This is a genomic window from Planococcus sp. VCh962, from assembly GCF_057748275.1.
Genome location: NZ_JBYLHS010000004.1, coordinates 71,553 through 87,680, shown reverse-complemented (window position 1 = coordinate 87,680; position 16,128 = coordinate 71,553). Strand labels below are relative to the sequence as shown.

Sequence of the window (16,128 nt, the reverse complement as noted above, 5' to 3'; positions counted from 1 at the left end):
TGATATTGCGGTTAGAAACACTGCTCCTTGGCTTTTATAATATCACTAGTTTCTTTATCGGAGAACACAGAGAGCTTCATTTTAAAAGTAAAAGGCTCAAACTTGCAGCGGTATTTTTCGAGTTGGTTTTGCCCGCACGAATTCGATCCTAAACCGTTTTGCATTTTGTCCAAATGCAGGACGATATAATCTCTTTTTTCTAGCTCGTTGGTGTGTTTAGCTTTCTCTAAATCAAAAACTTCGTAATAGGAAGCTCCAAAATCGAAAGTATCATTTATTCCAGCCGCTAGTATTCCTAGCCCCTGGCGATTAACAAAACTTACCCAGCGAGTGTCTGTCCGATTTCCGTTTTCTTGCGGATGAACATAATTTGTAAATAGCTTTTCTACAGTCTTTCCAAACACACCTATTAAATTTGATTGTTTTGAATCGCTATAAGATTCTCCTGGCCCTCTTCCATACCAGCGGACATTCTCGCAATATTTATTAATTTTCATTTCTACTCCGATTCTTGGAATCATTTCGGGAGCATTTTCAACCATTCCATCAGGTTCCCCGCTTACTTCAAATAATACATCACCATTAGGATAGACTCTGTATGTATAAGTACAGCGATAATACCATGAGGAATTTGTTGTACCATTGATTGTCTCCACTACAACACTCACATAGTTTTTAGTTTGCTCATAATTCACAGATTCAACCATCTGATGCCACAAGTGCATAAAGTATTTTTCTCTATAATCTTTCAACAGATACATATCATTATCAATAGGTGCTCTCCAAAACTGCAGAATCGGACCTTTTTCAACTATTTCAACACCATCTTTTTTCCAAGAAATCAGCTGACCTTTCACTGTATCAAAAACAACTTCCACTTCTTCAGCACTGATAATTAATTTATTATGCAATTCCTCGAGTTTTAGTATGCCATTAGCTGGCATCCTAAGAGGCTGAGTCTCAATTGGCAATTTAAATTGGGCAGTCGCCAATTCTTGCCCTTGTTTCCCCCAGATGAAGTCTCGGTTTGTCACATACGAGATAGTTAAATAATATTCAGTCCCCAATTCTTTAGGAAATGTTAAATCATAATCTAAGTCGACTTCCTTTTTGCTACGTGCAGCAATCCCTTCTAGGCTGCTCCCTCCTGCGTAAATCGTTTTACCGTCTTTTTCAATTGCAAAAAATAATGTTAAATGATCTAAATTGATGAAGTCGTATTTATTTTCTACAAAAATTCTGCCCTGTGCAAGATCGACAGGATGTGTATGGACAGGTTCAATAATTTTCTTATATTCTTTTAGCGCTGGAGAAGGAGTACGGTCCGGCATAAGTAACCCATCAATACAGAAGTTTCCGTTTGTTGGATCATCACCGAAATCGCCTCCATACCGATAATAGACATTCCCTTGCTCGTCCACAGTCTCGATGCCGTGATCATACCATTCCCATATAAATCCGCCCTGCAAATGTTCATGCGCATAGACAAGCTCTTGGTATTCTTTCAATCCTCCCGGGCCATTTCCCATTGCATGTCCATATTCACAATGCACATGTGGCTTTTCAGGCGAATCAATAATATCTTGCATCGTTTTTCTACCTTTTGGCTGATTTTCTAGCCAAGTATACATGGTTGAATATACATCTGTTACTTCTGCTTGGGCATCTCCTTCATAATGAATGAGGCGGCTTGGATCCAATTTTCTGCAGACATCGGCCATCTTTTTGAAATTCTCGCCAAATCCCGATTCATTCCCTAAAGACCACATAATGATAGAAGGGTGATTTTTGTCCCTTTCAACCATCCGGACTAGGCGATCAACATGCGCTTGCTCCCATGTTGAATCATTCGCCAGCCAATTATAGTTGTTTGTCAGTTCAAATCCATGACACTCCAGATCCGCTTCGTCAATTACATACATTCCATAAGTATCACAAAGCTCATAAAAATAAGGAGAATTAGGATAATGGGCTGTACGAATTGCATTAATATTATGTTTCTTCATCAAATGGATGTCTCTGATAATATCCTGTGCGGAAACTACTCTGCCAGTCGCCGGATGAAAATCATGGCGGTTAACCCCTTTTAGTTTTATCGCCACACCATTTATTGTAAATGTTTTTCCTATCAACTCAATATAACGGAAGCCAACTTTTTGCGGAATGACTTCAATAACTTCATCCCCCTCTTTAATGGTCATTAAAAGAGTATAGAGAGCCGGATTTTCTGCGTTCCATAATTTCGGCTGATTAAGTACTTCAGTAAATAAAAATTGGTCTGTCAAATCCTGTGCTCCCGAGAAAACGGCTTCATGCTTTTCATCTAAAAGCTCGTAGAAAAGAGTATAGCCGGGTTCACTTCCTCGTACTTTTCCGGCTACAATTAATGTCCCTTCTGTGTAGCTGTCTGTTAATACGGTTTCCACTTTGAAATCATCAATGCCAATCTTAGGTTGAGTATACAGTTCCACGTCTCTAAAAATACCACTCAGCCACCACATGTCCTGATCCTCTAGGTAAGTACCATCCGACCACTGATAAACACGAACCGTAATTTCATTCTTCCCAAGCAAAAGAAAAGAAGTGATATCGAATTCCGTAGTCATCCGTGCACCTTTGCTGTAACCAACCTCTTGCCCATTGATCCAAAGGTGAAAAGCAGAATCAACACCATGAAAACGTAAAATCACCTCTTGCTTCATCCAACTGTCATTTATTAAAAACTTGCGCTTGTAAATGGCTGTTGGATTATCAGTCGGCACATATGGCGGCCGGATCGGAAAGTTGTACCAAAGATCCGAATAATGCATGTTTCCATACCCTTCTACCTGCCAATTGCTAGGAACGACAATCGTTGGCCAATCACTTACATCAAAATCTGTTAGTTGAAAATTTTTGGGGGAATACTCTGGTGCTTGTAAAAAAAGAAATTTCCAATTGCCATTTAAACTTTTAAAATTGTGCGAGTATGAAGGTTCATTACGAAGTGCAGATTCTTTATTTGGATAGGAATGAAAAAAAGCCCTTGCTTTCATTCTATTTATATGTGGAATGGAAACATCTTCCCATACTTTATAGTTTCTCATGCGGTTTCTCCTTTCGTTGCAAAATTAAAACACAAAAGTTGAAGCTTAATAGTTATGTTTCTGGATAATATAGAGGATATATGAATTTTAAAGACGCAAAAAATTTGAAATTCTGGCGTTTTTATTCCTTAACCGATCCTCCCAGCATCCCGGAAATAAAGTTTTTTTGGAAGATTAGGAAGAATATCAAAATTGGAATGATAGAAATCGTTGTTCCTAACATTAAAGAGCCATAATCGATTCTTGCTAACCCTACCATACTCGATAAAGCTACTGGCAGGGTGAACATTTCTTCCGAATTCAATGTTATTAGAGGCCAAAGAAGACTATTCCATTGTGACATAAAGAGGAAAATTGATACTGCTGCCAGTGCAGGTTTCATAGTAGGGATAATGATAGAAAAAAATATTTTGAACTCTCCTGCTCCATCAATCCGTGCTGCTTCCAGGATGGAATCTGGAATGGAAATCATATTTTGTCTCATTAGAAAAATTGCAAACGGTGAAGCCAAAGAAGGCAATATAATCGCTTGGTACGTATTGAGCCAATCTAATGTCACCATAATTTCAAACAGCGGAATTAAAGTTACTTGGAATGGAATCATTAATGTAAAAAGAATTATTAAAAAAAGCGGTTCTTTTCCTTTGAATTTAAACTTTGCAAAAGCGTATCCTGCCATTGTACAGATGAAAACACTAATAAAGGTATAGCTGAGGGCTATAAACAAAGAATTCCATATTACTTTCGCGAAATCCATTGACTCATTCAATGTTTTAGCATTTTCAAGCAAATGATCACCTGGAAGTAAATTTGGAGGGACGCTTAACAATTTTCCTGAAGGAAGTGTTGATCCGACTATCATCCAGTAAAAAGGAAATATTGAGACAATGACTCCAATCACTAAAAAGATATACATAGCACTTCTCTTTATAATACTTTCTCCATTTCTCATTCGGCATCTCCTACAATCTTAATTTGTATCCAAGAAATAATAGCAATAATCACCACTAATACATAAGCCATCGCAGAAGCATATCCAAAGTTGAAATACTTAAAACCTGTTTCATACAGATAAAGGGTAATTGTCATTGTGGCATTATTCGGTCCTCCACCGGTTAGTATATAAACTTCATCAAAAAGCTGCAGGGTTCCGATTGTTGACATTACCACAGTAAAAATAAATACCGGTTTTAATTGAGGCAATGTGATATAGAAAAACTGCTTTACTTTCCCAGCTCCATCTATTTCAGCAGCTTCATAAAGCTCCAAAGAAATAGTTTGCAAACCCGCTAAAAATATAACCATATTATATCCAGTCCATCTCCATGTCATGACAGCGATTATAGACATTTTTGACCAAAACGGATGGCTCAACCAACTAACCGGATCAATGCCGACTAAAGATAGAATATAATTAGCTAGTCCATAGTTTTCATCTAATATAATCATAAATATTATAGAAGCTGCTACAAGTGCCGTAATGGCTGGCATAAAAAAGGCGGTTCTAAAAAAGCTTTTAAAACGGAGTAATGTAGAATTTAACGCTACTGCCATAACGATTGCTATACTAAGCATAATAGGTACTTGAATAATCAAAATTTGAAACGTATTGGAAAGAGACTTGTAAAATATAGGATCTTTAAAAAGCTTAATATAATTCTCTAAGCCTATGAAATGCCTTTCACTCCCCTCCATGCTCTGAAAGCTTAAAATGAAAGAAGAAGCAACGGGATAAATAGTAAAAATTACAAGCAAGAGCAAGGACGGAGCAAGAAAAAAATAAGGTGCCACTTTAGGGGTGATATAAAACCTTTTTATTTTCCCCCTTTTTTCCCCTTTATTTTTTTCATTTTCATTTAAACTTATTTTTATTTCTTCCATTCGCTTTCACCTCTCGTTTGAAAAAGAAAGGAAGAAGAAATATATAATTCCTTCCCCCGATTAAGTTAATCCCCAAACAATCCTACTATTTTGTTTCATTGGCTAATTTTTTTTCAGCCGACTTCAAAGCTTTTTCTATTGAAGCACCTTCTAGTAGTATTTCAGCCTGTGTATTTGCCATAATAGTAGCTGCTTGTGAATTATATTTATTCATAGGTACTTTAGGTACGTCCTTAACCGTATCGGCGATTTCTTTAAAAATTGGTTGATTATTAAAGAATTTGTTTTTTTCTGTGAAGGCTGGAGAATCGAAAGTGCTTGTCAATGATGGAAACAATCCGTATTTTTCGAAACCTAGTAATTGAGTTTCTTTATCTGTGGTGAAAAATTCAGTAAATGCATAAGCAGCATTTTTGTTTTCGGTATAAGAAGAGACCAAAAGTGAAGATCCGCCTACATTGGCATACCTAGTACTTCCTTCACTAAATTCCGGCAAATAGAATATATCCCATTTCCCTTCCAGATCGGGTGCTTGGTCCATTATTGTTCCTGTATACCAAGCCCCATAAGGAACCGTAGCGACATCGCCATTAGCAGTTGCTGTAACAATACCGTTCCAACCACTATTGTTAAAGATTAAATCATTCTCATGAAATTTCTTTATCATTTCCATTGATCTTACTGCTTCATTCGATGTCAGCTCTATTTCATTTTTTTCATTGAAATAAGATTTCCCTTGTTGATGCATCATCATCGCAAAGACACCGTCATAGTTGGCTATATCAATAGGAAGCATTTTAATTCCCAACTTCTCCTTCATTTGGATTCCTGCTTCAAGATAATCCTCCCATGTCACAATGTCTTCAGCCTTGATTCCAGCTTTTTCAAATAAATCAACGCGATAGAAAAAAACAGCTGGTCCGATATCCCAAGGAGCTGCAACTAGTTCACCTTCATGAGTAACGTTTTCCAGTTTTGATTCACTAAACAAATTAGCATATTGATCATATCCCATTTCGCTTAAGTTCAAAAAACCGTCAGGAAACTGATTAACGTAACCTGGAATTCTTTCATCTTCCATCAACACTACGTCTGGCATTCCTGATCCTTTTGAAACGAGTCCGACAGTCAGCTTTTCATATAAATCGTCACTGCCGAAATCTTCCACCACTACTTCTACTTCAGGATACTTTTCTTTGAATTTATCGGTAGATAGTTTTATCGTTTCCGCTGCCACATCCCAAGCCCAAACTGTAATCTCTCCCGAAACTTCACCTGACTCTGCAGCTGCTCCATTTGTTTCTTCTTTTTCTTTAGAACAACCAGCTCCAATAATTAACACAGCCAATAACGACACTAGCAACTTTTTCATCCACTTTCCCCCCTTTTAATTATTTCTTTTTCAAATGGTTGGAACCCTTTATCCGAAAAGATAAAATCTGTATTAAACCTCAACACCCAGACTTGCTAACTTCTTCAAATACATTCTCCAACTAATCGACCATTTCTCAGGATTTTCAAACCACTCTTCTTCTACAATTCGATGCACAGTGCTATTATGCGGAGCATTCTTCACTTTTTCAGGATCTGTATATGCTTCATTAGCAATATGAGCCAGTGAAGCTATATATTCATCCAGATCTTCTTTGGAATATGATTCTGTCGGTTCCAGAGTAAATGGTTCCGGTACGACGTAAGGATGGTGGCTCGTCCAATATTGATGCCCAAAATCTGCCATTCTCCGTGAAATATCATCTGTTGTTACACCCGTTTCTTGGGTCAACTCTTCCCAGCTGTATCGGACTTGTTCAAGGCGCTGCCCTTGGATGTATGGAGCGCTCGCACCTTTTATTTTCAAGATACGGCTATATAGATAATTGTTGTTCAGGACGGCTATCTCTGCCACATCTTTCAATCCTTCAGCTCCTAGTCCACGAATCCAGGCATATGCTCTCAGGATGTTTTGAGGCACACCATGGAAGGAACGGACTTGACCGATGCTGTTTTCTAACTTGTCATTCAAACTATATTTTTTTCCGTCAAATTCAACCAGCGGCCTAGGTAAGAATGGCTTCAATTTTTCTACAACTCCCAACGCACCCGCAGCTGGTCCTCCAGAAGCATGTGGTGTTGAAAACGTTTTATGAAGGTTGAAGAAGCACATATCAAAACCAGCCTCTTTCGCTCGGGCAATCCCAAGCAGCCCGTTTGCGTTTGCTTGGTCATAATAGCAAACACCACCAGCGTCATGCACAATTTGAGTAAATTCTTTAATTTTGGAATTGAAAATCCCTGTATCTTCCGGATTCGCCACTACGAACCCAGCTGTCCGTTCCGATACGACAGCTTTCAATTTTTCGATATCTGGAAAACCGTTTTCATCCGGGTAAAGTGTGATGATCTTGTAGCCTTTGACGGCTGCTGTTGCTGCTTGCGACGGGTGTGAAAAAATGGTTGTGATAATTTCATCACGGTGTTGCCCTTCTCCTCTTGCTTCATGGTAAGCCCGTACTATAGAAGCCATAGCATAGAGGGCTTGCGTGCCTGATCCCGGTTGAAACGAGAAATTATCCATGCCCGAAATTTCTCTCATGTACAAGTCAAGATTATGTGTTACTTCTAACATTCCTTGTACTGTTTCTTCATCTTGAAGCGGATGCAGTGCTGACATTTTAGGAGAAGAAACAAATGACTCGTTTATAACCGGTGAATATTTCATAGTGCATGTTCCTTGGCCGATCTCCACATTGAATGCCGCCCCAAGTGTTTCTTGCGATAATCGAAGATAATGGCGCAATACCCTGTTTTGCGATATCTCCGGAAGCTTAGGCTCTTTTTTCCTTCTCATCCCCTCGGGAAGAACAGATACTCCATCACCCACTAAATCAATAATCGGCTGTTCTACAGGAGGAAGCATTACACCTCGTTCTCCGTCTTGATGAAGTTCGAAAATAATAGGTTCGCTCCATTTCGCCTGGTGAAAATCCCGTACCTTTTGTTCTCTTTTGATTTTTTTCAACATTATCCCTCATTTCATGTGTTTGATTTAAATAGAATTTCGAATGGCATTAACAAGTTTGTCAATATCTTCTTGCATATGAACCTCTGTCACACAATAAAGCGCGCATTGACCTAATTCCGGAAAGCTCTCGGATAAATCAATTCCGCCAAAAATGCCGGCTGCACGCAAATTCTTATTGATGGCTTCCACAGTTTTTCCTGTTTCATTAAAATCGACTACAAATTCTTTGAAATTTATATCGCCAAAACGCGAAGCTTTAATTCCTTCAACTTTTTTCAACTCTTTAATTGCATATTGTGATTTTTGCATGATTGATTGACCTAATTCGTACATGCCTTTTGGCCCCATCAATGCCAAATAAACTCCGGCAGTCAAGCCCCACATGGATGTTTGTGTACCGACTGATTCTTTCCCATTTTCTCTCTGAGCAAATGAAGTGCGGTCATATAACACATCTCCAAAGCCGTACTCCCCTTCTTTAATGGTAGGTGCAATTCCAAATAATCGAGAAGGGTACTCCTGGACGTATTCCAATTCATCTCTCGTTGCAATAAAACCAGAAAGTCCGCCTCCATAGCTCATATGCACTCCAAGCGGCTGCAATTCTCCACAAACGATATCCGCGCCATATTGGACAGGCGGAGCCAAAACCCCTAAAGATGAAGGATCTACCCCAACAATCGTCACTGCTTCATATGCTTTGGCAATTTTGCTGATTTCTTCTCCCGCTGTTTCGACAAAGCCTAAATAGCTTGGATTTTCAAAGTAAATTGCAGCTGTTTCATTCGATACTTTACTTTTTAAATCATTAAGATCTAGTTGCCCTGTCTCTTGGCAATAATCTACTAAAACTACCTTCACATGTGGTGCGCAATAGTTTTTAATCACTTTTAGCCTCTCGGGCGAAATTGCTCTTGGAATTAATACTTCATATCGTTTTTTTAAACGAGATGCCATTCGGATTGATGTGGCTGCTGCCTGAGCCCAATCAAACGTCGGAACATTAACAACATCCATATCGACTAATTCAGCCATTAAACTTTGGTATTCAAACATTGCTTGGTAGCGGCCATGGTCTTCGTATGCGTCTCCGGCATAAGCAGTTACAAATTCCGCACGATGGTTAATTTCATCACAAACCGCTGGAACGAAATGTTTCCAACATCCTCCGCCTAAAAAACTTATTACTTCATCTGTGCTCACGTTTTTATTAATTGTTTTATTTACAGTTCTTTGCAATTCATATTCAGAAAGCGCTGCTGGAATATCGAGTTTTTCTTTAAACCTAAGTTCTTCCGGTATACCTATATAAAGATCTTCAATTGTCTCTACACCGATTGTTTTCAACATTTCTTCTTTCACTTCCGGAACTGTATTCGGAATATAAGGATGTACTTTGCCTGTACTTTTTTTTACCATTTCGCTCTCTCCCCGTTTCATAAAATCAATAGGTTTTCCCTATATTATTAAATTAAGCCAACCCGCCGCCATCCACTACAAGGCTTGTTCCTGTTACCCAGGAAGATAAATCACTTGCAAGATATAAAACTCCCTTTGCTATGTCCTCTGGGGTTCCGATTCGCGGGAGCGGACGGTCTATCCCAGAGGAGTTTAAAAATTTCTCAACATTGAGATTCAATTGTTCTGCTTCGTTTCTTAAAAGAGGAGTATCTGTATCACCAGGAGATATACAATTTACCCGTATATTTTCTTTCCCATGATCAATTGCCATCGCCTTCGTTACATTTACTACGCCAGCTTTAGCAGCACAATAGGACGCCGCATTATCGCCACCCGTCAATCCCCAGCCAGAACCGGCATTAATGATACTTCCGCCGCCGTTTTTTGCCATGATCGGGATTACATACTTGGACAATAAGAAGACACTCTTTAATGAAACATTCATAACTAAGTCCCATTCTTCTTCTGAATGTTCTACGATATTTTTCCGACGAATTACTCCGGCGTTATTAAAAAGAATATCAATCTTTTTGAAATCGCTTTCAATCTTTTGAATCGCTGTTTTGCATGCTTCACTTGAAGTCACATCGCATATGTAGAATTTCGCTTTCCCTCCTTGATCATTTATTTCCTTCGCGCTTTTCTCACCGGCTTTTGCATTAATATCCAGCAAAACCACTTTGCATCCTGCACGGGATAGCAATTGGGTGGTAGCTAAACCAATTCCCGAGGCTGCACCTGTAACAACGGCTACTTTATTTTTCAATCCCACCAACTTTTCATAATCCATGAAACAACTTCCCTTCATAATTCATTAGCTACTTTGCCATGACAAACTCTCATTTTTTAAGCCAGATTAATCAATAACTACTCAAAGTTAATTAATTAACTTAACTAACTTTAAAGTATAGTATCACCTATTCTGAATAGTGTCAATTGTTTATCAATTAAACGCTTGAAATATTTAAAAAGTTTTAAATGATGTTATTTTTACCTTCCCTTCTTCACTTTTTACTCTTGGAAATCAATTCAAATCACTAAAAATATTTTTTAAACACTTGATATAAGTTGTTAATATGGCGTTAACGAATCAATGGAACGTTTTAAACGCCTCATAAAAATCTTTGCATCCAATTTTATTTTTTCTTTCTAAAATTTTCAGATCACCTCATCAGTCGCTATTATCGGCTCTAAAAAAGAATTGCTCTGAATTTCATTGAATAGTTAGATATCTTAATATAAGATATACTTAATTAAATTAATTTATTAACTTTTGGGAGGTATTTATTTTGATAACAGAAAATTTGCTTCAAGAATTTCAATCACTTTTCAACACTAGAGCTTCCCCCCGCATTTTTTTTGCTCCGGGCAGAGTGAATTTAATAGGGGAACATACCGACTACAATGGTGGCCATGTACTGCCAGCGGCGATTTCTTTTGGAACTTATGCACTTTCCCGAAAACGGGAAGATCAAAAAGTCCGCTTTTACTCTCTTAACTTTCCTCTGTCAGGGATTATTGAATGCAACCTTTCAGATTTAACTTACTCAGAAGCCCATAGCTGGGCCAACTATCCTAAAGGGATGATTCTCTATATGAAAGAAGCTGGATTTGAAATATCAACCGGCATGGATATCTTATTTTATGGGAACATTCCACATGGGGCTGGACTTTCTTCTTCCGCTTCAATTGAAATGGTTACGGGTACACTTCTGAAAGGATTATTTGACCTGATTATTGACTCGGTCCAGTTAATTATCTTAGGTCGAAAAGTAGAGAACAACTATATTGGCGTCAATAGTGGAATTATGGATCAGTTTGCCGTAGGAATTGGAAAAAGCAATCATGCAATTCTATTAAATTGCCAAACCTTAGCTTATTGTTATACCCCTTTACCTTTAGATGGCTATAGAATCGTGATAATCGACACCAATAAAAAACGGTCTCTTACAAGTTCTAAATATAATGAACGCAGAGCTGAGTGCGAAGAGGCATTGAGTGTCTTACAAACAAAGCTTCAAATTAAAAGTCTTGGTGATCTAACCAAATCGCAATTTGAGCAGCATAAATACCTCATCAAAAATCAAACTATTAGAAAACGTGCAAAACATGCAGTTTTTGAGAATATACGGACATTAAATGCTCACAAGAACTTACAGGAAGGCAAGTTGGAGGAATTCGGCTTATTGATGAACGAATCCCACTTATCTCTTCAATACGATTATGAAGTAACAGGAATAGAATTGGACACTATTGTATCCACAGCCTGGAATCAGTCAGGGGTCATTGGGGCTCGCATGACAGGAGCTGGATTTGGAGGATGCGCAATCGCCATTGTTGAAACTGATAAAATTGATATTTTCAAAGAAAAGGTTAATAAAGTTTATACCGAAAAATTTGGAAAAGAAGCTTCATTTTATATTGCTGAAATCGGAGATGGAGCAAGAGAGATTTTAAAAGGAGCTGAATTTATTAAATGAGTATATTAGTTACAGGGGGAGCTGGATATATTGGTTCTCATGCTGTCTTTCAGCTAATCGATCAAAATTTAGAAGTTGTAATCGTTGATAACCTTCAAACGGGAAATATGGCAGCAGTGCATCCGGATGCAAGGTTCTACAACGGTGATATACGTGACATTCATTTTATGCGTAACGTATTTAGAAGAGAGTCTATTGATAGCGTCATCCATTTTTCAGCTAATTCATTGGTCGGTGACTCCATAGAAAGACCACTTGCTTACTTTGACAATAATGTATATGGCACTCAGGTATTGCTGCAAATTATGGCGGAATTTGGAGTAAGTAAAATTGTTTTTTCTTCAACCGCTGCAGTATACGGCGAGCCAGAACTTGTTCCTATTAAAGAAGATATGAAAACAAATCCAACAAATCCATACGGTGAGACTAAATTGGCTATGGAAAAAATGATGCATTGGTGTGAACAAGCACATGGAATTAGGTTTATATCTTTACGTTATTTTAATGTTGCTGGAGCTCGGGAATCCGGTGAAATTGGTGAAGATCATAGCCCTGAAACTCATCTTATACCAATCATTTTAGAAGTGGCACTCAATCAACGTTCTGATATAACAATCTTTGGAAATGATTATGATACAGCTGATGGCACCTGTATCCGTGACTACATCCATGTAGAAGACCTTGTTAATGCTCATATCCTAGCACTTAACTATTTAAACAACGGCGGTAAAAGCAATGTTTTTAATCTGGGCAGTAATACAGGATTTTCAGTAAAAGAAATTATCAAAACGGCGCGTTCCATAACAGGGAAACAGATTCCTGAAAAGCTTGGAAATCGGCGTATTGGTGATCCAAGCTTCCTTGTTGCAAACTCTGAGAAGGCTTCTGCACTTCTAGGCTGGCAACCTACACGGACTTCAATTGAAAAAATCATTCACGATGCATGGAATTGGCATGTCCATCACCCAAATGGCTATAAAAAGGATGTGATGAATCATTGATTTCTCAAGATATTAGCGGGCTTGTGCAAAAAGCTACCTACGTAGGGTTAATTCAGGATTCAGACAAACGCTATGTTATCAACCAAATCATTAAGATTTTAGGCTTAGAATCATTTCCAGATAAAGTGGATCAACCGACAGTTGATTCAATTCCGAATCTACTTGAAAAAATCATCAATTTCGCAGTTGCTCAAAGTATCATTAGTAATAATTTCGATGATAAAGAATTACTTTCAGCTGTTATTATGGATTGCTTCGTCGACCGTCCTTCTATCATCAATAATATCTTTAAACAGAAGTACGAAATCTCACCAGAAGAAGCAACGAATTATTTTTATGAATTAAGTAGAAACAGCAATTATATTCAAATGAACCACGTTGAGAAAAACATCCATTTTAAGGCTAATACCACTTATGGAGAAATGGATATTACCATTAACATGGCAAAGCCTGAAAAAGATCCTAAACAGATTAAAAGAGAGAAAGAACTAAAAGACATTAGTGGTTACCCGAAGTGTTTGTTGTGTATCGAAAATGAGGGATACGCTGGTCGAATAGGATATCCAGGTAGAGCTAATCATCGCGTTATTCAAGTGCCTCTTGCTGAGGAAAATTGGTATCTACAATACTCCCCTTATGTCTATTACAATGAACACAGCATTTTGCTCAGCGAAGAACACCGTGATATGAGAATAAATAAAAGAACTTTTGAACGCCTATTGGCTTTTATACAGAAATTCCCTCATTATTTTATTGGTTCAAATGCCGATTTGCCTATTGTTGGAGGCTCTATTTTGTCTCATGACCATTACCAGGCAGGCAGATACTCATTTCCGATGGCCAACGCAGTAAATGCTTTAACATTTCAATTAAAAAATTTCCCAAATATTACAGCTTCTTTCCTTAAATGGCCTGTTACAACCATCCGTTTACAAAGCGATAATATAGAACCTTTAGTACAAGCAGCCGATCATATACTCAGTATCTGGAAAAATTATAACGATGAATCTGCAGATATTAAAGCTTTTAGTAAAGAAACACCGCACAATACGATCACCCCTATTGCACGGATGAATGAAAAAAAATTCGAACTGGACCTTGTCTTGCGAAACAACCGAACGACCGATGAGCATCCACTTGGCATTTTTCATCCACACGCCGACATTCATCATATAAAAAAAGAAAATATTGGACTTATCGAAGTTATGGGACTAGCGGTTTTGCCTGCCCGGTTAAAAAAAGAATTAGCTGAAATCGTAAAGTTTTTAATGGATCAACCTCATGAAGTAGCACCCTATCATCAAGAATGGGCACAGCAAATAAAAGATAAATCTATGGATTTTAGCTCACAAAATAAAACCGAATCTGTTTTGAAGCAAGAACTTGGAAAGAAATTTGCAAAAGCGCTTCATGATGCAGGTGTTTTTAAAGAAATAAATGAGTGTAAACGATTCATTAGGACACTAAATCAATAGGAGGCATTGAAAATTTAAATATGCTAAATCAACAAGTTTAAAGAATCTGCTGCCTCATGAAGCTGACTTTTTTATATTTAACCACAGTGAAATATAAAATTTTGGTCCAGTTGCCAGGCTTCAAATGCTCTTATCGAAGCTTTCAAATCCTCTAAATCAAAAAGTATGCCGTATGGACAAATAATTCATACGGCATACTTTTTAATTTGAGATCGTTCTATTAAAAAACTGTCCAGTTTCCTAGCTGCAGAACTAAATGAATGAATCTTCCACTTTTACAGTATTCTTAGTTAGCAGCCTTCTCCGCAGGGACAACAACCTGGATGACTGGATTTTTTCCATCCTTGAAACCTTCCACTTTCTTCGGAATTAAAAACAGAAATAAAAAGGAAAGTGAGGAAACCACAACGAGCGCTAATGCGGTATTCGCTAAAGCTCCGACTGCATTGCCGTTTGCAGCGAACAGGGCAAACATGACAATCGCGAAAGATGCACCAACACGGGAAGCCAGGTTTTCAATGGTGAGGTAAGTAAAAGAAACGACGCCGATGCGCGAGAATTCCGCTTTTGAAACGATGACTGCCCGAATAACCGGTCCGACCAAACCGATTCCAGTGCCAACCAGACACATAGATACAAAAAGATAGGCAAAAGAAGTTGCGGCGTTGGTGAAGATCAACATCGACACCCCCGCGACCAGTGAGACAACGCTCGCCCCCATCATGCTGCGCGCTGTAGAATTAGCCATGAGTTTGCCGCTGGTCAAATTGGCGATGGCCATCATGAAGAACAAAGGCATTTCTAACAAACCGACCATCGTGGAAGATTTGCCTTGTACATTTTGAATGAAAAAAGTTAAGACGAAAAGAATTCCGCTGAATGCGATATACATGAAAATCGAAATCACAGAAGGAACCCAAAAGTTCCTTGTCTTTGCATAACCGATGTCCAACAAAGGGGCTTTCTGTTTTTTCTCGACAGCCAGCAAAGCGATAAATGCCACAATGAAGATAATTAGAGAAGGCAGCCATTGCATAGATGCAAGTCCGGTATTGTTAATAAAAGTAGGAATCGTCAACAAGCTTGCCAAAATAACAAGGACCAGGAAAACACCTTTAAAATCAAAATGCTCCGTTTTAGTTCCCGGTATAGCTGGTACACCAGCCATGAACAAGCCGAAAGCGATGATTCCAAGCACCATGCATAACCAGAAAACGCTGGACCAACCGATGCGGTCTACGATCATCCCACTTGCCAAAGGAGCGATCAATGCACCAACTGTTGAGTAGAAAGTGAAGACTCCAAGGGCCTTCCCGCGCTTTTCCCCTTTAAAATAACGGCCGGCAAAAGCGACGCCAGCTGGAATGACAGCAGCTCCGGACATTCCCTTGAAGAACAAGCCGGCAACCAGCAACCAGAATACCGGAGCAGCTGCTATTAAAAGCGAACCCAGTGTCATTAACACCGCTCCGAACAGGATGACCCGTTTTTGGCCGAAGTTATCTCCCACCCAGCCCATCAGCGGCTGAAAGCCGGTCAAGCCGATTGCAAATCCCAATTGCATATACACCGCATAACCTGGAGCCAGTCCGAAATTTTCCAGCATTTTGGGATAGGCAGGAATATGGGTAGCCTCACAAAACACCACTAAAAATGCACCAATACAAATGAAGTGAAAGGCTTTCTGCATCGAACGTTCATCCATTGACGATTCCTCCTTTT

11 protein-coding genes are annotated in these 16,128 nt (G+C 38.6%); 3 read left to right on the top strand and 8 right to left on the bottom strand.

Annotation, left to right across the window (positions count from 1 at the left end):
- Positions 1-11: 11 nt before the first annotated feature.
- From ebgA to AC3AQ9_RS13050, 7 genes are all read right to left on the bottom strand, one after another.
- Positions 12-3,086 carry a beta-galactosidase subunit alpha gene (gene ebgA / locus AC3AQ9_RS13080; protein WP_488307938.1) on the bottom strand — a complete coding sequence of 1,025 codons (3,075 nt, stop codon included), beginning with the start codon at positions 3,084-3,086 and terminating at the stop codon, positions 12-14.
- Positions 3,087-3,207: 121 nt separating this feature from the next.
- A complete protein-coding gene (locus AC3AQ9_RS13075; RefSeq protein WP_488307937.1) occupies positions 3,208-4,038 on the bottom strand; it encodes a carbohydrate ABC transporter permease in 831 nt (276 codons plus the stop codon).
- Positions 4,035-4,967 (bottom strand): carbohydrate ABC transporter permease, encoded by a 933-nt coding sequence (locus AC3AQ9_RS13070; protein WP_488307936.1) that lies wholly within the window; start codon positions 4,965-4,967, stop codon positions 4,035-4,037. Before AC3AQ9_RS13070 ends, AC3AQ9_RS13075 begins: the two co-directional genes overlap by 4 nt.
- A gap of 85 nt (positions 4,968-5,052) precedes the next feature.
- On the bottom strand, positions 5,053-6,339 hold the full coding sequence (locus AC3AQ9_RS13065) for an ABC transporter substrate-binding protein (RefSeq protein WP_488307935.1): 1,287 nt from the start codon (positions 6,337-6,339) through the stop codon (positions 5,053-5,055).
- 72 nt (positions 6,340-6,411) lie between these two features.
- Positions 6,412-7,989 carry an aminomethyl-transferring glycine dehydrogenase subunit GcvPB gene (gene gcvPB, locus AC3AQ9_RS13060; RefSeq protein WP_488307934.1) on the bottom strand — a complete coding sequence of 526 codons (1,578 nt, stop codon included), beginning with the start codon at positions 7,987-7,989 and terminating at the stop codon, positions 6,412-6,414.
- Positions 7,990-8,013: 24 nt separating this feature from the next.
- Positions 8,014-9,408: an aminomethyl-transferring glycine dehydrogenase subunit GcvPA gene (gcvPA, locus tag AC3AQ9_RS13055; RefSeq protein WP_488307933.1), complete on the bottom strand. Its 1,395-nt coding sequence runs from the start codon at positions 9,406-9,408 to the stop codon at positions 8,014-8,016.
- 52 nt (positions 9,409-9,460) lie between these two features.
- Positions 9,461-10,240 (bottom strand): SDR family NAD(P)-dependent oxidoreductase, encoded by a 780-nt coding sequence (locus AC3AQ9_RS13050; RefSeq protein ID WP_488307932.1) that lies wholly within the window; start codon positions 10,238-10,240, stop codon positions 9,461-9,463.
- A 499-nt stretch (positions 10,241-10,739) separates the two neighbouring features.
- Here AC3AQ9_RS13050 and AC3AQ9_RS13045 point away from each other — a divergent pair, with 499 nt between their 5' ends.
- The 3 genes from AC3AQ9_RS13045 to AC3AQ9_RS13035 are packed head-to-tail and all read left to right on the top strand — an operon-like array spanning position 10,740 to position 14,406.
- Positions 10,740-11,930, top strand: coding sequence for a galactokinase (locus AC3AQ9_RS13045; protein ID WP_488307931.1), 1,191 nt, complete (start codon positions 10,740-10,742; stop codon positions 11,928-11,930).
- The gene (gene galE, locus AC3AQ9_RS13040) at positions 11,927-12,931 is read left to right on the top strand and encodes a UDP-glucose 4-epimerase GalE (protein WP_488307930.1); all 1,005 of its coding nucleotides are present in this window, start codon (positions 11,927-11,929) and stop codon (positions 12,929-12,931) included. Before AC3AQ9_RS13045 ends, galE begins: the two co-directional genes overlap by 4 nt.
- Positions 12,928-14,406 (top strand): UDP-glucose--hexose-1-phosphate uridylyltransferase, encoded by a 1,479-nt coding sequence (locus AC3AQ9_RS13035; RefSeq protein ID WP_488307929.1) that lies wholly within the window; start codon positions 12,928-12,930, stop codon positions 14,404-14,406. The genes galE and AC3AQ9_RS13035 overlap by 4 nt, the downstream gene beginning before the upstream one ends.
- A gap of 286 nt (positions 14,407-14,692) precedes the next feature.
- Here the strand turns inward: AC3AQ9_RS13035 and AC3AQ9_RS13030 are convergent, their stop codons facing one another.
- The gene (locus AC3AQ9_RS13030) at positions 14,693-16,111 is read right to left on the bottom strand and encodes an MFS transporter (protein WP_488307928.1); all 1,419 of its coding nucleotides are present in this window, start codon (positions 16,109-16,111) and stop codon (positions 14,693-14,695) included.
- Positions 16,112-16,128 lie beyond the last annotated feature (17 nt).